Source organism: Haloarcula regularis (assembly GCF_029338315.1).
GTDB classification, from domain to species: domain Archaea; phylum Halobacteriota; class Halobacteria; order Halobacteriales; family Haloarculaceae; genus Haloarcula; species Haloarcula regularis.
In genome coordinates this window covers 1,416,717-1,435,224 of the sequence record NZ_CP119794.1, presented here as the reverse complement: position 1 = coordinate 1,435,224, position 18,508 = coordinate 1,416,717, and the positions used below count along the sequence as shown (strand labels likewise).

At 68.6% G+C, this 18,508-nt stretch carries 14 protein-coding genes and 4 pseudogenes; 10 read left to right on the top strand and 8 right to left on the bottom strand.

What is annotated here, in order from left to right:
- Positions 1–41 precede the first annotated feature (41 nt).
- A complete protein-coding gene (locus P1N55_RS07760) occupies positions 42–734 on the bottom strand; it encodes an SDR family NAD(P)-dependent oxidoreductase (protein WP_276278351.1) in 693 nt (230 codons plus the stop codon).
- Between the two features lie 201 nt (positions 735–935).
- Here P1N55_RS07760 and crtD point away from each other — a divergent pair.
- From crtD to P1N55_RS07740, 4 genes and pseudogenes are all read left to right on the top strand, one after another.
- A pseudogene (crtD, locus tag P1N55_RS07755) lies at positions 936–2,418 on the top strand (carotenoid 3,4-desaturase).
- Positions 2,419–2,421: 3 nt separating this feature from the next.
- Positions 2,422–3,301, top strand: a pseudogene (locus P1N55_RS07750) (prenyltransferase).
- On the top strand, positions 3,294–4,157 hold the full coding sequence (gene cruF, locus P1N55_RS07745; RefSeq protein WP_276278350.1) for a bisanhydrobacterioruberin hydratase: 864 nt from the start codon (positions 3,294–3,296) through the stop codon (positions 4,155–4,157). Before P1N55_RS07750 ends, cruF begins: the two are co-directional and overlap by 8 nt.
- Before the next feature lie 42 nt (positions 4,158–4,199).
- Positions 4,200–5,303 (top strand): NADH:flavin oxidoreductase/NADH oxidase, encoded by a 1,104-nt coding sequence (locus P1N55_RS07740; protein ID WP_276278692.1) that lies wholly within the window; start codon positions 4,200–4,202, stop codon positions 5,301–5,303.
- Positions 5,304–5,320: 17 nt separating this feature from the next.
- Here the strand turns inward: P1N55_RS07740 and P1N55_RS07735 are convergent, their stop codons facing one another.
- Together P1N55_RS07735 and P1N55_RS19660 are read right to left on the bottom strand one after the other, a co-directional pair.
- The gene (locus P1N55_RS07735) at positions 5,321–6,328 is read right to left on the bottom strand and encodes a DUF368 domain-containing protein (RefSeq protein ID WP_276278349.1); all 1,008 of its coding nucleotides are present in this window, start codon (positions 6,326–6,328) and stop codon (positions 5,321–5,323) included.
- 57 nt (positions 6,329–6,385) lie between these two features.
- Positions 6,386–7,706 (bottom strand): annotated as a pseudogene (locus P1N55_RS19660) (phosphoribosylamine--glycine ligase).
- 238 nt (positions 7,707–7,944) lie between these two features.
- Here P1N55_RS19660 and P1N55_RS07720 point away from each other — a divergent pair.
- The 4 genes from P1N55_RS07720 to P1N55_RS07705 all read left to right on the top strand — a co-directional run bounded on the left by P1N55_RS07720 (position 7,945) and on the right by P1N55_RS07705 (position 10,633).
- Positions 7,945–8,217 carry a DUF7553 family protein gene (locus P1N55_RS07720; RefSeq protein WP_276278346.1) on the top strand — a complete coding sequence of 91 codons (273 nt, stop codon included), beginning with the start codon at positions 7,945–7,947 and terminating at the stop codon, positions 8,215–8,217.
- A gap of 169 nt (positions 8,218–8,386) precedes the next feature.
- Positions 8,387–8,539 carry a DUF1059 domain-containing protein gene (locus P1N55_RS07715; RefSeq protein WP_276278345.1) on the top strand — a complete coding sequence of 51 codons (153 nt, stop codon included), beginning with the start codon at positions 8,387–8,389 and terminating at the stop codon, positions 8,537–8,539.
- Positions 8,540–8,629: 90 nt separating this feature from the next.
- Positions 8,630–10,189, top strand: a complete 1,560-nt coding sequence (gene gpmI, locus P1N55_RS07710) for a 2,3-bisphosphoglycerate-independent phosphoglycerate mutase (protein ID WP_276278344.1) — start codon at positions 8,630–8,632, stop codon at positions 10,187–10,189.
- 147 nt (positions 10,190–10,336) lie between these two features.
- The gene (locus P1N55_RS07705; protein WP_276278343.1) at positions 10,337–10,633 is read left to right on the top strand and encodes a DUF5789 family protein; all 297 of its coding nucleotides are present in this window, start codon (positions 10,337–10,339) and stop codon (positions 10,631–10,633) included.
- On the opposite strand, the gene P1N55_RS07700 is transcribed toward P1N55_RS07705, so the two are convergent.
- Together P1N55_RS07700 and treF are read right to left on the bottom strand one after the other, a co-directional pair.
- Entirely contained in the window at positions 10,630–11,274 is a 645-nt protein-coding gene (locus P1N55_RS07700; RefSeq protein WP_276278342.1) for an RNA 2'-phosphotransferase, read from the bottom strand. The two genes, P1N55_RS07705 and P1N55_RS07700, sit on opposite strands and share 4 nt — an antisense overlap.
- Positions 11,275–11,301: 27 nt before the next feature.
- The gene (gene treF, locus P1N55_RS07695) at positions 11,302–12,864 is read right to left on the bottom strand and encodes an alpha,alpha-trehalase TreF (protein ID WP_276278341.1); all 1,563 of its coding nucleotides are present in this window, start codon (positions 12,862–12,864) and stop codon (positions 11,302–11,304) included.
- Positions 12,865–13,075: 211 nt separating this feature from the next.
- On the opposite strand from treF, the gene P1N55_RS07690 reads away from it, so the two are divergent.
- Entirely contained in the window at positions 13,076–14,788 is a 1,713-nt protein-coding gene (locus P1N55_RS07690; RefSeq protein WP_276278340.1) for an alkaline phosphatase D family protein, read from the top strand.
- A gap of 90 nt (positions 14,789–14,878) precedes the next feature.
- Positions 14,879–15,553: an MBL fold metallo-hydrolase gene (locus tag P1N55_RS07685; RefSeq protein ID WP_276278339.1), complete on the top strand. Its 675-nt coding sequence runs from the start codon at positions 14,879–14,881 to the stop codon at positions 15,551–15,553.
- Between the two features lie 7 nt (positions 15,554–15,560).
- On the opposite strand, the gene P1N55_RS07680 is transcribed toward P1N55_RS07685, so the two are convergent.
- The 3 genes and pseudogenes from P1N55_RS07680 to pyrG form a co-directional block, all read right to left on the bottom strand.
- A complete protein-coding gene (locus tag P1N55_RS07680; protein WP_276278338.1) occupies positions 15,561–15,872 on the bottom strand; it encodes a DUF7126 family protein in 312 nt (103 codons plus the stop codon).
- On the bottom strand, positions 15,869–16,786 hold the full coding sequence (gene guaA / locus P1N55_RS07675) for a glutamine-hydrolyzing GMP synthase (RefSeq protein ID WP_276278337.1): 918 nt from the start codon (positions 16,784–16,786) through the stop codon (positions 15,869–15,871). Before guaA ends, P1N55_RS07680 begins: the two co-directional genes overlap by 4 nt.
- Positions 16,786–18,448 (bottom strand): annotated as a pseudogene (gene pyrG / locus P1N55_RS07670) (glutamine hydrolyzing CTP synthase). The gene guaA and the pseudogene pyrG overlap by 1 nt, the downstream one beginning before the upstream one ends.
- Between the last annotated feature and the right edge of the window lie 60 nt (positions 18,449–18,508).

Here is an 18,508-nt window from a genome sequence, read left to right as displayed (position 1 = left end):
AGACGAGTGGGATTCTTAGTAATAAATCCGTCGGTGCCGCCCTAGCGCGTGGCCTCGCGGTAGTCGCCCCAGTCCAGGACGCTCCCGTTCAGTTCCTCCTCGGCGACGTCCTCCAGGGCCCAGCGGACCATCCGGGCGACGGCCTCGGGGTCGCGACCACCGTCGCCGGACAGCGACGTCGAGACCTGTCCTGGGTCGACGGCGCCGATGGGCACGCCCAGGTCGACGGCGAACCCGCGGACGATGGCCTCCGCCGCGGCCTTCGAGACGGCGTAGGACCCGTAGCCGGGCATGCCCTCGCGCGCAACGGCTCCGGTGGGGACGACGATGCGCGCGTCGTCGGCCAGGTATGGCATCGCCTCGCGGACGGTGGCAAACACGCCCCGAGCGTTCGTCCGCATGTGGTCGTCGAAGGCGGCGTAGGACTCCTCTGACAGCGGCGTCTCGCCGGGGGACCCGTGGTAGACGCCGGCGTTGGGGACGAGGTACGTGATGGACCCGCCCGCTTTGGCCGCCTGTTCGACAAGGCGTTCGACGTCGAACTGGTCGCGGACGTCGGCCCGGAGCGCCGTCACCGCCCCGCCCTCAGACTCGATGTCGTCCGCGACCGCCTGTATCTCGTCGGCGTCGCGCGCACAGAGTATCACGTGCAATCCGGCCGCTGCCAGCGTGCGTGCCACCTGTTCGCCGATGCCCCGGCTCGCCCCGGTGACGACGGCAGTTCGGTCGCTCATACGGGGAATGTGGACGGCTGTCATGTTCAGGGTTTTCCCGCCAGTACCGCTGTCGCTACCGGCGGTCGACGGTGCGAACGCACCCCGTCGATTCGACGGAGGTCCCGGCAGGCGCCCGATGCCGGCCGTGTGTGCCTGTCGGTCCCACACCAACCCAGTATGGCGCGCCTTTATTGTCGTTCCAGCGCGGACATGTACGCAATGAGTCATCTGTCCGGGACGGAGGTGCTGGTCGTCGGTGGCGGGTTCGGCGGTCTCTCTGCCGCGTGCTACCTGGCCGACGCCGGTGCCGACGTCCACGTGCTCGAGAAAAACGAGCAACTCGGGGGACGGGCCTCGCGCCTCGAGGCCGACGGCTTCCGCTTCGACATGGGGCCGTCCTGGTACCTGATGCCCGACGTCTTCGAGCGCTTCTTCGCGTACTTCGGGCGCGAACCGGGCGACTACTACGACCTCCAGCGCCTGGACCCCCACTACCGCATCTTCTTCAAGGACGGGGACCGCCTCGACGTCAACGGCGACCACGACGAGATGCGTGAAAGTTCGAGGCCTACGAACCCGGCGCCGGCGAGGCCTTCGACGAGTATCTGGCGACCAGCGAGCGCCACTACGAGACGGCGATGAACAAGTTCGTCTACGAGGACCGCTCGAGCCTGCGGGACTGGGTCGACCTGGACGTGCTGACCGCCGCGCCCGTGGGCCTCCAGCTCGTCGGGTCGATGCAGGGCCACGTCGAGGACTACTTCGAGCACCCGAAGCTCCAGCAGATCATGCAGTACACGCTCGTGTTCCTCGGCGGGTCGCCGGCGAACACGCCGGCGCTGTACAACATGATGAGCCACGTCGACTTCAACCTCGGCGTCTACTACCCGGAGGGCGGCATCGGCGCCGTCGTCGACGCGCTGGTCGAACTGGGCGAGGAGATGGGCGTCACCTACCAGACTGACGCCGAGGTGACCGAGATCGACCGCCGGAAGGACGGCTTCCTCGTCGAGACGGTCGACGGCGAGCAGTTCCACCCCGACCGCGTCGTCGTCAACGCCGACTACGGCCACGCCGAGCGCGAACTGCTCCCCCAACACGAGCGCCAGTACGACGACGACTACTGGGAGTCGCGCACGTACGCCCCGTCGGCGTTTCTGCTGTACATGGGCGTCGAGGGCGACGTCGACCCGCTGGCCCACCACACGCTCGTCCTGCCGACCGACTGGGGCACTTCGAGAGCATCTTCGACGACCCGGCCTGGCCCGAGAACCCTGCGTACTACTGCTGTGTCCCCTCACAGACCGACGACACCGTCGCGCCCGACGGACACTCGAACCTGTTCGTGCTGGTCCCCATCGCGCCGGGCCTCCACGACGGCGAGGCCATCCGCGAGGAGTACCGCGAGAAGATCCTCGCGGACATCGCCGCCAACACCGGCGTCGACCTGCGCGACCGCATCGTCTTCGAGGAGCAGTTCGCCGTCTCCGAGTTCGGCGAGCGCTACAACGCCAGCGAGGGCACCGCCCTCGGCCTGGCCCACACGCTGCGCCAGACGGCCCTGCTCCGGCCGAACAACCGCTCGTCGGCCGTCGACGGCCTGTACTTCACGGGGTCGTTCACGACGCCGGGCATCGGGATGCCGATGTGTCTCATCAGCGGCGAGCACACGGCCGAGGCGCTCATCGAGGACTGCGAGTAACGAATGGACACCGTCACGGACCGCCTCTCGGACGTCGTGCCCTCCGCCGAGTCGCGCGTGGGGTACCTGCTGCGGCTCTCGCGGCCCCGCTTCTGGCTCTACCTGGGCGGCCCGGTCATCGTCGCCGTCGCCTACGCCGCCGACGGGCCCGCCGACTTGTTCTCGCCGCTCGCCGTGGCGCTGTTCCTCTACTTCACGCTCCCGGCCAACGTCTTCCTCTACGGCGTCAACGACGTCTTCGACGCCGACGTGGACGAACACAACCCGAAGAAAGACGAGGGTCGTGAGGTCAGCTACCGGGGCGACCGGGTGGCGCTGGCCGTCGTCGTCCTCTCGGGGGTGCTCGCGCTCGCCTTCCTCCCGTGGCTCCCGCCACTGGGTGCTCGCGCTGCTCGCGTGGGGAGCCCTCTCCGTCGAGTACTCGGCCCCGCCCTTCCGGTTTAAGACGACGCCGTTCCTGGACTCGCTGTCGAACGGCCTGTACATCCTCCCCGGCGTCGTCGCCTACGCCGCCATCGAGGGGGTCGCCCCGCCCGCGACGGCCGTCGCCGGCGCGTGGCTCTGGACGATGGGGATGCACACCTTCTCGGCCATCCCCGACATCGAACCCGACCGCGAGGCGGGCATCCGGACGACGGCGACGTTCCTCGGCGAGTCCAACACGTACTACTACTGCGTGATGACGTGGCTGCTGGCCGCGTTCGTGTTCACCTACACGCACTGGGCCTTCGGCCTCGTCCTGTTGCTGTACCCGGGGCTCGTCTTCGGCATCCTCGCGGTCGGCGTCGACATCGACGAGGCCTACTGGTGGTACCCGGCCATCAACACGCTCGTCGGCACGGTGTTCACGCTGGGTGGCCTGTGGGTGATGCTCTATGGCTGACCTGGACTGGTCGCCGCCCCGGACGCGGGCCGAGGCCACCGCCCGGCTGGACGCGCTCGTCCGCGAGCACCGCTTCACCATCGCCGTCGTCTTCCCGCTGGTCGGCGCGGTGACGCTCCTGGCGAGCGCCGAGGGCCTGCTCCCGCCGCCGCTGGCGTTCAACCCCTTCTTCGTCCTCTTCGGGACGCTCGTGATGCGCCTGCCGCTCGTCGCCGGCGTCTTCCCTCTGATAACCCGGAGGGGCGCCCTCGCGCTGGCCGTGCTGACGGGCTACGCCTACGGCATCGAACTGGTCGGGGTCCGGACCGGCTGGCCCTACGGCGAGTTCGCATACGGCGTCGACCTCGGCCCGATGCTGCTGGGCGAGGTGCCGCTTGGACTCCCGATATTCTTCTTCCCGCTGGTGTTGAACAGTTACCTCCTGGTCATCCTCCTGCTCGGGCGGCGCGCCGCCTCGACGCCGATCCGCCTGCTGGCCACGCTGTCGACGGTGCTGCTGGTCGACCTGGTGTTAGACCCCGGCGCCGTCGGCATCGGCTTCTGGGCCTACGAGGTCCAGCAGTACTACGGCGTCCCGTGGTCGAACTACCGGGGGTGGCTCCTCTCGGGGACCGTCGCCGTCGTCCTCTTCGACGTCGGCTTCGAGCGGGCGGGCCTGCGGCGGCGCCTCGACGAGTGCGAGTTCATGCTCGACGACCTGGTGAGCTTCGTCGTCCTGTGGGGGGCCATCAACCTCTACTACGCCAACTGGATCCCGGTCGCGCTGGCGGCCCTGCTGGGTGCTGGCCTGCTTGTGACCGACCGCTTCGATTTCGACCTCTCGGATACCCGGGTGGGCCGGACCGTCCTCCGGTAGCCGGACGACGGGACTTTGAGCCCACCCGCCCAAGCGGTGACGATGAGCGACCTCTTTACCCCGCTGGAACTGCGCGGGACGACGATTCCCAACCGCGTGATGGTCTCGCCGATGTGCCAGTACTCCTGTGCGGACCGCGACGGCCTCGCCACCGACTGGCACCGCGTCCACCTCGGGTCGCGGGCCGTCGGCCGGGCCGGCCTGGTGATGACCGAAGCGACCGCCGTCGAGGCCCGCGGGCGCATCTCGCCCGAGGACCTGGGCCTCTGGAGCGACGACCACGCGGCGGCACTCGCCCCCATCGTCGACTTCGTCCACTCGCAGGGGAGTACCATCGGCGTCCAGTTGGCCCACGCCGGCCGGAAGGCCTCGACCCGGCGGCCCTGGGAGGGCCACGCGCCGCTGGGCCCCGACGAGGGCGGCTGGTCCGTCGTCGGCCCGACCGACGAGCCCTGGCCGTACGAGGACGCCGAGCCCCCCGAGACAGAGCGCCTCGACCAGGCTGGCATCGAGGGCGTCGTCGACGCCTTCCGGACGGCCGCCGAGCGCGCTCGCGACATCGGCGTCGACGTCGCCGAGGTCCACGCCGCCCACGGCTACCTCCTCCACGAGTTCCTCTCCCCGGTAACCAACCGCCGCGAGGACGACTACGGCGGCGATTTCGAGGGGCGTTCGCGGCTCGTCCGCGAGGTGACCGCGGCGGTCCGCGAGGTGTGGCCCGACGACCGGCCGGTCTTCGTCCGCATCTCCGCGACCGACTGGCTCCCCGACCGGGATTCGTGGACCGTCGACGACTCGGTCCGGCTGTCGGACCGCCTGGCCGACGTCGGCGCGGACCTCGTCGACGTCAGCGGCGGCGGCATCCTGCCCGACTCCCGGCCTGCATACGCGGGACCGAACTACCAGGTCGAGTACGCCGAGCGCATCCGTGCGGAGACCGAGGCCGATATCGCGGTGGGTGCCGTCGGCGGCATCACCACGCCGGAACAGGCCGAGGCCGTCGTCGCAAACGGGCGAGCCGACCTCGCCATCGTCGGCCGGGAACATTTGCGGGACCCCTACTTCACGCTCACCGCCGCCGAGGCGCTGGACGCCACCGACGAACTCGAGGGACCGCCACAGTACCGGCGCGCAATCGGCTTCTGACGCCGGCCGCCGACGGCTCACACCGAGTCGAGATCCAGGTCGACGGCGTACCACTCCAGCGCCAGCAGGACGAGGGCGCCGACGACTGCCGCACCGGCGAACGCCAGGACGACGTCCTGTGAGAAACCGGGGTCCTCGGCCACGCGCTGGACCGGCGCCCGCAACGCGCCGACGACCAGGCCGACCAGGAAGGCCAGCGTCGCCCGCCGGTTCCGGTCGAGCGCGCGCCGGACCACTCGCGAAATGGTAAACAGGCCGACCAGGCCGCCGAGAACGAACGTCACGACGACGGTCCCCGTCGTCACGACCTGGTTGAGGGATCCGCCGGTGACGAGCGCGGCCAGCGAGTCGACGAACTCGCTGAGCGTCGTCGACATCCGGGTGTACTGGCCGAGGATGACCAGCAGGAGCGACCCCGAGATACCCGGGAGGATCATCGCACTGACGCCGACGGCGCCGGCGACGAAGACGATGAAGAGCCCGCCGCCGTCGAGAAATGCGATGGGCCCGGACAGCAGGAACGCGACGACGACGCCGACGACGCCCGCGACGACCTGCAGGCCGGTCTCGACGTCGAGCGCGCGAAGCAGGATGACCGCCGAGGCGGCGATGAGACCGAAGAAGAAGCCAAACAGCAGCGCCGGAGTCTCCTGGTTGGCGACGTGGATGACCCGCGTGACGACGACGACGGCCGTGACGATGCCGACCAGCAGCGCGGCGAGGAACCAGACGTCGACCTCCTCTAAGATGGCGAGTGCCCGCCGGCCGGAGACGCCGCCGTCGACCGGCGCGAGTGCCCGGAGGAGGGCGACGGCGCGTTCGGGTGTCACCGCGGTGACCGCGGCGATGAGCCGTTCGTAGATGCCGGCGATCAGCGCGATAGTCCCGCCCGAGACGCCGGGCACGCCGTCGGCGGCACCCATACAGAGTCCGATGACGAAGGTCTTTGCCCACTCGCGAACCGGGGGTATCGACCCGCGGAGCGTCGGCAGGGACTCCGTCGCCCCATCAGGCGTGGTGGTCATTACGAGTGGGTTGTGCTATCGGCCCAATAGCCCTTGTGGACCGCGGCCCGATCCCGCTCAGTCCCGGCCCGGCCCGAGATACCCCCACGCCTGCAGGCGGTCGCCGTCACCGTCGATCCACCGCTCGCCGATGTCGTCGCGGTAGTACATGTTCGGCATCACGATGTCGTCGATCCGGTCGTACGCCTGCTCACGCGCCGCCTGCATCGTCTCTCCTTTGCCGGTCACGACGATGGGCATCCCGTTATTCCCCGCAGCGCGCCATTGCCCATCGATTTTCTTCGCGTCTTCAAGATGGATTCCCTCCCGACTCTCGGTCTGAAAGACCACGGCTGCATTCCGGGAGTTCTCATCGTATGTCTTCTCGTCATCGAACGGGAAGGGTGGCAGGACGACGCGGACGCCGATCTGGTACCCATTGTGAACCTCCAATTCTGGGTCATTTCCGTGTGCGAGGTTGTAGAAGAACCCCCCCCCGTCGACGACTCGAAGGACTCTTCCTGGAGTGCGATGGTCGGGTACCCGAACCGCGGCGTGAACTCGAGCGGGTAGATGCCGGATTCGTTGACGATGCAGTTGATGTCGATGCTCCCAACGTAGCCTTCGTTGGCCAGCCACCCTTCGAGCTTGCCGAAGGTCTCTTGGAACAACTTGTTCTGGGCAGCCCAGAACATCGAGGTTCCCATCTCTCCGGTGGATGGTCCGATATTTCCCGGAAATAATTTCTTATGCTCAAAATTGAAATTGACCTGCTCAATGAACTCCTCACCGTTGAAGAACCCACAAATAGCGATCTCGACGCCCTCGACTTTCCGCTGTAGCTGAAACCCCTTCATCCGATGCCCCCACGCCTTCTTGTAGGCCTTCAAGACGTCAACCACGTCACTCCCATCGTCTTCGTTGCCGACATACAAGAGCCGTTTGACGTTCTGCACTTCCCCGAGTGGTTTGATGACGTAGGGGGCTGGGTTCTCCTGCACATGCTGGATACCCTCGTCGAAGTCGTGGAAGATGTGGTGCTCGATGGTATTGACACCGTGCTCTTCGAGGATGTCCATCGCGTAGCCACGGTCTTCTTCGAGGTGGTCAGTGTTCGGCGTTCCTCCAACGACGGCCTTCCCTTGCTCACGGAGCTCGTTCGCAAGTTGACCTGTGCCGACATCCGAACCAACCCATATATCGTCGAAATGATGACATCAGCCCACTCAACATCTGCCCGCCAGTCGTCAGTTTTCGGCACGAAACCATCGCCGATTTCCTTGTCACTCTCGGCCTCGATGTAGTACTTCACGTCGTGGCCCTCGCGGTGAACCTGCCACGCGAGGTCGGTGATCAGTGCGGCGTCGGCGGAAATGAACAGGAAGTGCTTGGATTCCATCGGTCTGAGTTACACGGCGGTCCCTGCGTCGCCGTCCCGGTGGTTCTCGCGCGCTTTGCGGGCCCGTCCGGAGACAGTCTCGTTGCGCGCGGCGTCGCGTACACGAGGGCGGGGTCGTCGCATACCGGCCGTGGGACCGGGCGACTCCTAAAGATGTGGGCTCGGTCCGGCGTCACCGATGGCTGCAGGATTGCCCACCAGCCGAACCGTTTTATCCCTCATCGCAGAACCACCATGTATGACACGCGAGGAACTCGCGACAGCGAGCGACCTGCTCGAATCGGCAGCCCAGGACACCGCAAGCGAGGACGCCCGCGAGCGCCTGGCGGACCTGGCCGACCAGCTCGACCGCCTGTCGACGGCCGACCGGGGCCCAGACCACGGCCGACTCGCGCGCATCCAGTCGGCGCTCGCGGACCTAGAGGACGGCGACGGCGCCGACGTCGCGGCGACGCTCGAGAACGCCGACGACCAGCTCAACGCGTACCGGTCCGACCTCGAGGGCGTCTGAGCGACGGCCACTCGGCCCGGCCCCGCTCGTACGACGGGGTTACCGACCGACGGAACCGCTCCCGTCGGGCGGTCGTGCGCGGCCGGCGCCACCGCCCGTCCCCGACCTTACCGGACCTAAGTCCCTGCTAACTACGGCCCGCCGCCGTCTCTCTCCGGTGGGTCCCACCATGGCACACCAATACAGCTGCAGCGCGTGTGAGTTCCAGGTCCGGTCCGAGGACCAGGACGAGGTAATCGAACTGGTGCGAACACACGCCCAGGACATGCACGACAAGTCGTTCAGCGCAGACCAGGTCCGCGACGGCATCCAGACGGTCTGACGACGGACTCGACGGAGCCCGCAGGGCACAGCGTTCCGAATCAGGTCGTTGACCGACAGTAACTTACCCCGGTCACGACTTCTCACAGGCATGGACGCAGGGCTGATTGTTCTGGACGGCTGGGGGCTGAACCCCGAGACGGACGTCCGTGACGCGGTCGCGGCGGCCGAGACTCCGAACTTCGACCGCTACTGGGCTGACGGGGCTCACTCGACGCTCGAGACCCACGGACGACGCGTCGGGCTCCCGGAGGGACAGATGGGCAACTCCGAGGTCGGCCACCTCAACATCGGCGCGGGCCGCGTCGTCAAGCAGGATTCGGCGCGCGTCTCCGACAGCATCGCTCGCTCGCGCGGCGACTCACCGCCGGACGACGCCGCCGAGGACCCGCCCTTCTTCGAGAACGAGGAGATTCTCTCTGCCTTCGAGTACGCCGAGAACCACGACGGTCGGGTCCACTTCATGGGGCTGGTCTCGGACGGCGGCGTCCACTCCTACCAGGACCACCTCCACGCGCTCGTCGAACTCGCCGGCGAGCGCGGCACCGACGCCGTCTCCCACGCCTTCACCGACGGCCGCGACACCTCGCCGACCGGCGGCGAACGCTACCTCGCTGAACTCGAAGCCCACGCCGAGGAGCACGGGACTGGGCACGTCGCCACCGTCGTCGGGCGCTACTACGCGATGGACCGCGACCAGAACTGGGAGCGCACGCGCCGGGCCTACGACGCCCTGGTCCACCGGGAGGCAGATCACCACGCCGAGGACCCGGTGGCGGCCGTCACGGAGTCCTACGAGCGCGACGTCACCGACGAGTTCGTCGAACCCACGACCGTCGGCGACCACGCCGGCATCGAGGACTGCGACGCGGTCGTCTTCTTCAACTTCCGGTCGGACCGCGCCCGCCAGCTGACCCGCATGCTCGCGGACATCCGGCCGGAGGACTGGGGCGACGACACCACTCCGCCGGACGTCCGACTGGTGACGATGACCCGGTACGACGAGACGTTCGACCTGCCCGTGGCGTTCCCGCCCAACCAGCCCGAGCACGTGCTGGGCGAGGTGCTGGCCGACGCCGGGAAGACCCAGCTCCGACTCGCCGAGTCCGAGAAGTACCCCCACGTCACCTACTTCCTCAACGGCGGCCGCGAGGTGGCCTTCGACGGCGAACGCCGCGAGATCATCGAGAGCCCGGACGTGCCCACCTACGACCTCCAGCCGGAGATGAGCGCCCCCGCGGTCACCGACACCGCGCTCTCGGTCATCGAGAGCGAGGACCCCGACGCGCTGGTGCTCAACTACGCGAACCCGGACATGGTGGGCCACACCGGCGACTTCGAGGCCGCTATCGAGGCCGTCGAGGCCGTCGACGAGCAGCTCGGTCGCCTGGTCGAGGCCATCACCGCGGCCGGCGGGCACGTCCTCGTCTGTGCCGACCACGGCAACGCCGACGACATGGGCACCGAAGACGACCCCCACACCGCCCACACCACGAACCCGGTGCCGTTCATCTACCTCGGCCCAGACCAGACTGCTGGCGGGTACACGGCCCGCGACGGCGGTACGCTGGCCGACCTCGCGCCGACGATGCTCGCGCTCATGGACGTCGACCAGCCCGCGGAGATGACCGGCGAGTCGCTGCTCGAGTAGGGTCGGCGGGGCGGCCGGACCGGCCGGATGTTCGGCCCCATGCGTTCTCTCGACGGGTCGTTCCTCGCTCGCGGGACTGCCTCGAGACGGTGGATCCTCACACAGAAACCATAATGTTTTTGATTATCAATACGCAGTCCCACCCGGATGGAGTACGCAGACACCATGCAGCTGTTCGAACAGGCCTTCGAGTATCCGGCCGACAGGACGACGGTCGTCGAGCAGTTGGGCGAGGTCGAGCTGGCGACGCCGGCCGGCGAGTCGACCACCGTGGGCGCGGTCTTGCACCGGACCGACGAGTCCTCCTACGCGTCCCCGGACGACCTCTACGCGTCGCTGGTGGGGAACCTGGAAGACGGGTTCGTCGGCCGGAAGTACTACGACGACCGGGCGGGCATCGAGACGGGCGTCGACGAGGTCAGGGGTGAGAACGTCTCCTTCTAGTCGATTCGAGTGAGGTGCCGTGGGGGGACGCGGTCGGTGGTGTAGGTGGCGACGCCCCGCTCGACGACGTTGTGGCCGTCGGCGGTCATCGCGGCGGCGTCGACCGCAAGGACGACGGGGTCGGCGGCGTGGCGCGAACCGACCTCGCGAGCGTCGGCGACCGTCGCCGAGAGGTGGACCTGCTGGCGCCCCATCGGCCGTAGCCCCTCGTCGAATATCGCGTCCAGGTTCCGGGGTGCCGTTCCGTGATACAGCTCGTCGGGAGCCACCCCGTCGCCCGCTTCGAGGTCGACGTCGACGGAGTGGCCGTAGGCGGCCCGGATGGGACGGTTCTCTCCATCGCCGGCCACCTCGAACCGGTCCTTCGGGTCGGTCGCGACGACGCCCGCGACGTGCTCGCGGGTCGCCCAGTCGTACTGTTCCTCGACGGCCGCGACGAGCGCGTCGAAGGGCGTCCAACCCGCCGCGTCGAGTTCGATGTCGGCGTCGTCGGGGAAATGCCTGAGCGCGCCGCTGGCGAACTTCGAGAGGCGCCGGCGGTGCGCCCCGTCCAGCACGTGCTCGCTCTCGGCCCCGCAGTCCGGGCAGGTGGTGCCTTCGTGGTAGCCGTGGGTGGGACAGCGCGCGATGGCGTCGGGCATCGCGTCGTCGTCGGCGACGGAGGGGTTTCAGTTCGTCGCCCGCGCCCGTCCGGGGAGGGGCGTCTCGTCACTCTCCTCGAAGGTCCGGGCGAGCGCCAGCGCCACGCCGTTGGTCCAGCCGAAGCCGACTTGCACGTCGTACTCGCCGACGTCGCTCGCCTCGCGGCCGGCGACGACGTCGTACTTCTCAAGCATCGCGCCGCTCTCCCAGTACACCCGGCGGTTCAGGTCCAGCCACCGGTCGGCGATCTCGCGGGCCAGGTCGTCGTAGCCGTACCGGCACAGGCCGACGACGGCCATGTACTGCAGCGGGGCCCAGCCCTGCGGCCAGTCCCACTGCTGGTCCGTCTCGGTGAGCGTGGTCACCAGGCCGCCCGACTGGAGGAACTCCTCGCGGAGGGTCGCGGCGACGGCAGCGGCCTGCTCGTCGGTGGCGACCTCGACGAACAGCGGGACGACGGCGGCCAGCGTCCGGCGGTCGGTGCGCTCGCCGGCGGCGAAGTCGTAGTCGGCGAAAAAGCCCGCGCTCTCGTCCCAGCAGTACTCGGTGACGACGTGGCGCCGGCGGCCGGCGAGGCGCTCGTAGCGGTCCGCGGCGGCCGCGTCACCGGTCCGGCGACACCAGTCGGCAAGCGTCGCCTCCAGGTCGTACAGCATGGCGTTGAGGTCGACCGGCACGAGGTCCGTCGTCCGGAGGCTGGTCATATCGCCGGGGTCGGCCTGCCAGCGCGAGGAGAAGTCCCAGCCCGACTCGGCGGCCGCGCGGACGTCGCGGTAGAGCGACGCTCGGCGGTCGGGCGCGACCCGTTCGGCGAGTTCGACGTCTTCGCGGTAGGACTCCGGCCGTGGGCCCGCGTGGTCGTCCCAGTAGCGGTTGGCGACGACGCCGTCGTCGAGGCGGACGACGCGGCGGTGGGCGGGCGTCTCGGGGCCGAGGGCGTCGGTGCCCGACAGCCAGTACTCGTGCTCGCGGCGTAACTGCGGCAGGTACTCGAGGCCGGCGTCCAGCCCCTCGGCCTCGACCAGTAACTTGACGTACTGACAGAAGACGGGCGGCTGGGAGCGCCCGAGGTAGTAGCGCCGGTTGCCGTTCGGGACGAACCCGTAGCGGTCGACGAGCGCCGCGAAGTTGTCGGCCATGTCCCGGACCCGCTGTGTCTGTCCGTCCGCCGCCAGCCCGACGGCCGTGAAGTAGGTGTCCCAGTAGTATATCTCGCGGAACCGGTTGCCCGGCTGGACGTACGGACGTGGGAGCGCCAGGAGCGTCGAGTGCGCCCGGCCGTCGTCGGCCGGGCTGTCCAGGAACGACCAGAGGTCGTCGATGTGGGCCAGCATCGACGTGTCCGTCGGCGTCTCCAGCGTGGGCGGGTCGCGGTCCGGGAGGTCGAAGTGTTCGGCGACGAACGACGCGAGGTCGGGGTCGTCGGCCGCCGCGAACCGCTCGCGGATGGTCTCGGGGGCCGTCGTCGGCACGCTGTCGACGAAGGTCTTCGAGTCCGCGAAGGTACTCGACCGCTGGACGGCCTCGAAGAGGGGACCGGAGAGCTGGGGATACGCCGACCTGTCGGTGTGCGTCCCTGGGCGTGTCATCGACTAGACGACTTCCAAGGGTTCACTTAGGGGTTCGGATTCGCACACGGGACTGTCACGAACGACGATTCGATACTCGCCCGGTTCCGTACGGAGACGCGACGGGCGGAGTGCCCCGCGAGCGGTCGCGTTCCCACGTAAGCTCGAGTTAGCGTGGTCGGCAGCTCGCTAAGACTCGGATTACAATCTGCCCGCGTCGCCTGGGGCGGGTATGCCTGATGAATCAGCCATCGACGCGGGCCGCCGGCGGGTCCTGGCTGCGACACTGGCCGCCGCGCTCCCGGTCGACGGGGTCGCCCGCGCCCACGGCGTGCCCGACCTCCCGGCCGCGAGCGTCGCCGACGGGACCGGCGACCAGTCGGTGACGGTCTTCCCCCAGGGCGTCGCCAGCGGGGACCCGACGACGAGCGGCGTGATTCTCTGGACGCGAGTCGCACCCGACGCCGTCGACGACGGGACGCCCCTGCAGGTGACCGTGGCCCGCGACGACTCCTTCGAGGACGTCGTCGGTTCGTGGTCGGTCCCGGCCGACCGTCTCGGCGACCACGACGGGACGGTCAAGGTCGACCTCGACGGGCGTCTCGACCCCGACACCGAGTACGCCTACCGGTTCGCCTCCGACGGCGCGACCAGTCCGGTCGGCCGCTGCCGGACGCTCCCCGCGGCCGACGCCAGTCCCGACAGCGTCCGGCTCGGGCTCGCGACCTGTCAGAACTACCGCCGGGGGTACTACGGCGCGTTCCACCACCTCGCGGACGAATCCGTCGACTTCCTGGTCCACCTCGGCGACTTCATCTACGAGCGCGGTGGGGACGGCGACGTCCCCGGCCGGTCGCTGTCGCTGCCCAGCGGGGAGTCCGTCGCGATGGGGCTCGAGGACTACCGCCACCTCCACCGGACCTACCGCTCCGACGCCTTCCTCCAGGAGGCGCTGTCGGTCCACACGCTGGTCCAGACCTGGGACGACCACGAGATAGTCAACAACCGCTACTGGAACTACAGCGAAGAACGGCCGTACGCGGGCGAAGGCGACCATCCCCGGAACGACGACGGCGAGTTCATGACCCGGCTGTTCGCCGACGGCATCCGCGCGTGGTGGGAGTACACGCCCACGCGGGTCCCCTACGACCCCGACGCCGAGTCGGTCCTGGATCAGCTGGAACTCTGGCGGTCGTTCCGGTTCGGGGACCTCGTGGAACTGCTCGTCACCGACGAGCGCCTCTACCGGACCAGCCCGACCGACGGCTCGCAGCTCGGCGCCCGGCCCGACGACGGTGCGAGCGACGGGAGCGGCCGTGACGATGAGGGCGAGGACGACGATAGGGAGAACGACGACGGCGACGACCTGGCCGAGACGATGCTCGGGTCGACCCAGCGCGACTGGTTCACCGACCGCCTGTCCGAGTCGTCGGCGGCGTGGGCCGCCTGGGTCAACGAGGTCCTCGCGATGGAGTTCGACCTCGACCTGGGGGCCGTCGACGTCCTGAACGGCGACGCCTGGGACGCGTTCCCCGAGGAGCGCGAGCGCATCCTCGACAGCGCCGAGGCGGGCGAGGCCGCCTTCGTCGCGCTCACCGGCGACATGCACAGCACGCTCACGGGCTACGTCGAGCGCGACGGGGACCGCGCCGGCGTGGAGTTCATGACGCCCGCGGTGACGAGTCGGAACCTCAGGGACCTGCTCTCGCTGCCGAACGACCGCGAGACCCGACGGCTCATCGCCGACTTCGTCAAAGACGAGAACCCACACGTCGAGTTCTTCGACAGCCACCGCTGGGGCTACGCCGTCGTCGAGTTCACCCCGGACGCCTGCACGTTCTCGGCCTACGCGGTCGACCGCGCGACGGACTCGACGGACGCCAGCCGACGGCTCCTGACCCGATACCGCTGCCCGGCCGATAGCTACGAGCTCTCTCGGGTGTGACTCAGCGGCGGCCCGGTCACGCGGTTCGGGCCCGCTCTCACGGCCCTGCCAGCCCGACAGTATTAGTTATCGCTGGCCCAACGCCCCGGTATGGTGACGGCACTCGCGGACGGCGTGTGGTGGTACGACCTGGGCGGGGTCAACGCCTACCTCGTCGACGACGGCGGCACGCTGACGCTCGTCGACGCGGGGATGCCCTGGCACGGGAACGCGCTCGTCTCCGGTATCAACCGGGCGGGCTACGAGTTCACCGACCTGGACCGGATCTTGTTGACACACTACGACTTCGACCACGTGGGTGGGCTCCCGTCGTTCGACGGTGTCGACCTGACCATCTACACCGGCGTGGCCGACGCGCCGCTGGTGACCGGCGACAGGACGCCGTCGGTCGGGACGCTGAAGGGGGCGGTCCAGCGGGTCGCCTCGTTCGTGGTCGACGCGCCGTCGAACCCCGTCGAGACGGTCGCCGACGGGCACACCGTCGGCAGTTTCACCGCCTATCACACCCCGGGCCACACCCGGGGCCACGTCTCCTACGTCAGCGAGGACCTGGGGGTGGCCTTCCTCGGTGACTGCGTTCGCGAGTCCGGCGGCGAGTTCGTCCCGTCGCCGTGGCACCTCAGCGCCAACACGCGCGAAGTCCCGGTGAGCATCCGCCGCCTCTCCCACCGCGCCGGCGACTTCGAGGTGGCCGGCCCGGGTCACGGCGTGCCCTTCCGCGTACGGGGGAGCGAGCGGCTGGCGGCGCTGGCCGAGACCCTCTGAAAACGACCTACAGCTCCTCGGCGACGGCCTCGGCGCTCAGCAGGTTCGGGTCCACGACGAGGTCGGTCTGGCGGCTCGCGAAGTCCGGCAGCGACCCCTCGGCGTAGACGACCACACGCAGGTCCGGGTTGAGGTCCTTCGCGACGACGATGGAGGTGGCCTGTGCCATCTCGGTCAGCAGGTACACCTCGGCGTCGTGGATGCCGGCCTCCTCCAGCCCGGGGCGGTTGCCGACGTCGGCGACGGTGACCTCGTGGCCCTCCGCCTCGAGTGCGGCCGCCACGCTGTCCGGGTCCGAACCGACGACTGTCACCTTCATTCGTACTCGATGGTCGCGGGCGGTTTGTGGGTCACGTCGTAGACGACGCGGGCGACGTTCTCGTGGGCGCCGGTGATGCGGCTCTGCATGCGCTGGAGCGTCTCCCAGTCTATCTCCTGGGCGCGGGCGGTCATCCCGTCGCGCGACTCGACGGAGCGGACGGCGACGACCCAGCCGTGGACGCGGTTGTCGCCCTTGACGCCCGTGGCCTTGCCGATGACGGCGGCGAGCGCCTGCCACGGCTCGTACTCCTCGAGTTCCTCCTCGACGACGTGGTTGGCCTCGCGGGCCACCTCCAGTTTCTCCTCGGTGACCTCGCCGATGATGCGCACGGCCAGGCCGGGGCCGGGGAACGGCATCCGCTCGGAGATGATCTCCTCTAAGTCCAGCGCGCGGGCCACCTCGCGGACCTCGTCCTTGTAGAGGTTCCGCATCGGCTCGACGATGCCCTCGAAGTCGATGCGCTCGGGGAGGCCGCCGACGTTGTGGTGCGATTTGATGGTCCCCTCCGATTCGATGCGGTCGGGGTAGATGGTCCCCTGGACGAGGTAGTCGGCCTCGACCTCGCGGGCGACGGTCTCGAACTCCCGGATGAACTGCTCGCCGATGATGTGGCGCTTCTCTTCGGGATCGGTCTCGCCCTCGAGCTCCTCGAGGAACCGGTCCTGGGCTTCGACGATGCGCAGCGAGTCCATGTAGTCGAACGTCTCGCGGATCTCGTCGGTCTCGCCTTTCCGCATGAGACCGGTGTCGACGTACACCGCGGTCAGCTGGTCGCCGATGGCCTCGTAGGCCAGGGCGGCGGCGGTAGAGGAGTCGACGCCGCCCGAGAGCCCGATGACGGCGTGCTTGTCGCCGATCTGCTCGGCGATCTCGGCCTTCGCGTCCGCGATGAACTCCTCGACGTCGACCATCAGTGGCTCACCTCCTGCTCGGCGTCAGCCTCGTGGGGATTCTCGCCCAGCACCGCCTCCAGCAGGCCGACGAAGGGCGGACTCGCCCGCGTCGGTCGGGAGCGGAACTCGGGGTGGAACTGCGTCCCGATGAAGTAGGGGTGGTCGTCGGGTGCGAGTTCGAGAATCTCCATGCGGTTGTTGTCGCGGCCGGAAAAGTGCAGGCCGCCGGCCTCCAGGTCCTCGATGTACTCGGGGTTGACCTCGTAGCGGTGGCGATGGCGCTCCGTACAGGAGTCGCCGCCGTACAGCGCGGCGGCGAGCGTCCCGGGTTCGATGTCGGTCTCCTGGGCGCCCAGGCGCATCGTCCCGCCCATGTCCTCGACTTCGTACTGCTCGGGCAGGATGTCGATGACGGGGTGGGGCGTGTCCTCGTCGAGTTCCGTCGAGTGGGCCCCATCGAGGCCGAGGACGTTCCGGGCGTACTCGATGACCGCGAGCTGGAAGCCCAGACAGAGCCCGAGGTAGGGCACGTCGTTCTCGCGGGCGTAGCGGATGGCCTCGACCTTCCCGTCGGTCCCCCGGGAGCCGAAGCCGCCGGGGACGACGATGGCGTCGGCGTCCTCCATGCGGAGCGTGTGGCGGTCGTTCATCTTCTCGGAGTCGACCCAGGTGACGTTGACGTCGACGTTCTTCTCCAGGCCGGCGTGTTTCAGCGCCTCGTGGACCGACATGTAGGCGTCCTCGAGGTCGTACTTGCCGACCAGCGCGACCTCCACCTCGCCCTCGGTGTTCTGGGTGACGAGGTCGCGCCAGCGATTTTCTCGCTTCCCCTCTGGCAGGGCCTCGTCGGCGATGTTCAGTCGCTCCATCACGTACTCGTCGAGGCCTTCCTCCTCGACCATCAGCGGGACGTGGTAGATGTCGTCGACGTCCGGGTTCGAGAAGACAGCCTCGGTGGGGACGTCACAGAACAGCGCGATCTTCTCCTTCGTGTCGATGTCGAGCTTGTCCGAACACCGGCCCACCAGGATGTCCGGCTGGAGGCCGATGCTGCGCAGTTCTTTCACGGAGTGCTGGGTCGGCTTGGTCTTTTGCTCGCCGTTCTTCGAGTAGGGGACGAGCGTGACGTGGGTAAAGAGGATGTCCCCCTCGTCTTCCTCGTGGGCGAACTGGCGCAGCGCTTCGAGGTAGGGCATCCCCTCGATGTCGCCGACGGTGCCGCCGACCTCGATGATACAGACGTCGTTGCCCTCGGCGGCCTCGCGGATGCGCCGCTTGATGTCGTCGGTGATGTGGGATGATCTGGACCGTGCGACCGAGGTAGTCGCCGGCGCGCTCCTTCTCGATGACGTGCTGGTAGGTCTTGCCCGTCGTGACGTTGTGGTCGAACGTCATGTCGATGTCGAGGAACCGCTCGTAGTTCCCCAGGTCCAGGTCGACCTCGCCGCCGTCTTTCAGCACGTAGACCTCGCCGTGCTGGAACGGGTTCATCGTCCCGGCGTCGACGTTGAGATAGGGGTCGATCTTGACCGCTGTCACGTCGAACCCCGCGTTCTTGAGAAGACGGCCCGTGCTGGCGGCGGTGATGCCCTTGCCCAGGCCTGACATCACGCCACCGGTGACGAAGATGAACTTCCGACCCAGTTCCGGGTCGTAGTCCGTTTCGGGTTCGGTCGGCATACTGACGGTGAATCCCGTGTCGTCAAAACGGTTTCGGAGCGCGCCATCTTCGCCACCGCG

Bases quoted from the DNA above. Each gene is read 5' to 3' on its own strand.
- gpmI (WP_276278344.1), top strand. From the start codon at position 8,630: ATGGACGCAGGGCTGATTGTTCTGGACGGCTGGGGGCTGAACCCCGAG.
- P1N55_RS07740 (WP_276278692.1), top strand. From the start codon at position 4,200: ATGAGCGACCTCTTTACCCCGCTGGAACTGCGCGGGACGACGATTCCC.
- P1N55_RS07685 (WP_276278339.1), top strand. From the start codon at position 14,879: ATGGTGACGGCACTCGCGGACGGCGTGTGGTGGTACGACCTGGGCGGG.
- P1N55_RS07705 (WP_276278343.1), top strand. From the start codon at position 10,337: ATGGAGTACGCAGACACCATGCAGCTGTTCGAACAGGCCTTCGAGTAT.
- P1N55_RS07680 (WP_276278338.1), bottom strand. From the start codon at position 15,872: ATGAAGGTGACAGTCGTCGGTTCGGACCCGGACAGCGTGGCGGCCGCA.
- treF (WP_276278341.1), bottom strand. From the start codon at position 12,864: ATGACACGCCCAGGGACGCACACCGACAGGTCGGCGTATCCCCAGCTC.
- P1N55_RS07715 (WP_276278345.1), top strand. From the start codon at position 8,387: ATGGCACACCAATACAGCTGCAGCGCGTGTGAGTTCCAGGTCCGGTCC.
- P1N55_RS07760 (WP_276278351.1), bottom strand. From the start codon at position 734: ATGAGCGACCGAACTGCCGTCGTCACCGGGGCGAGCCGGGGCATCGGC.
- P1N55_RS07700 (WP_276278342.1), bottom strand. From the start codon at position 11,274: ATGCCCGACGCCATCGCGCGCTGTCCCACCCACGGCTACCACGAAGGC.
- P1N55_RS07690 (WP_276278340.1), top strand. From the start codon at position 13,076: ATGCCTGATGAATCAGCCATCGACGCGGGCCGCCGGCGGGTCCTGGCT.
- P1N55_RS07720 (WP_276278346.1), top strand. From the start codon at position 7,945: ATGACACGCGAGGAACTCGCGACAGCGAGCGACCTGCTCGAATCGGCA.
- guaA (WP_276278337.1), bottom strand. From the start codon at position 16,786: ATGGTCGACGTCGAGGAGTTCATCGCGGACGCGAAGGCCGAGATCGCC.
- cruF (WP_276278350.1), top strand. From the start codon at position 3,294: ATGGCTGACCTGGACTGGTCGCCGCCCCGGACGCGGGCCGAGGCCACC.
- P1N55_RS07735 (WP_276278349.1), bottom strand. From the start codon at position 6,328: ATGACCACCACGCCTGATGGGGCGACGGAGTCCCTGCCGACGCTCCGC.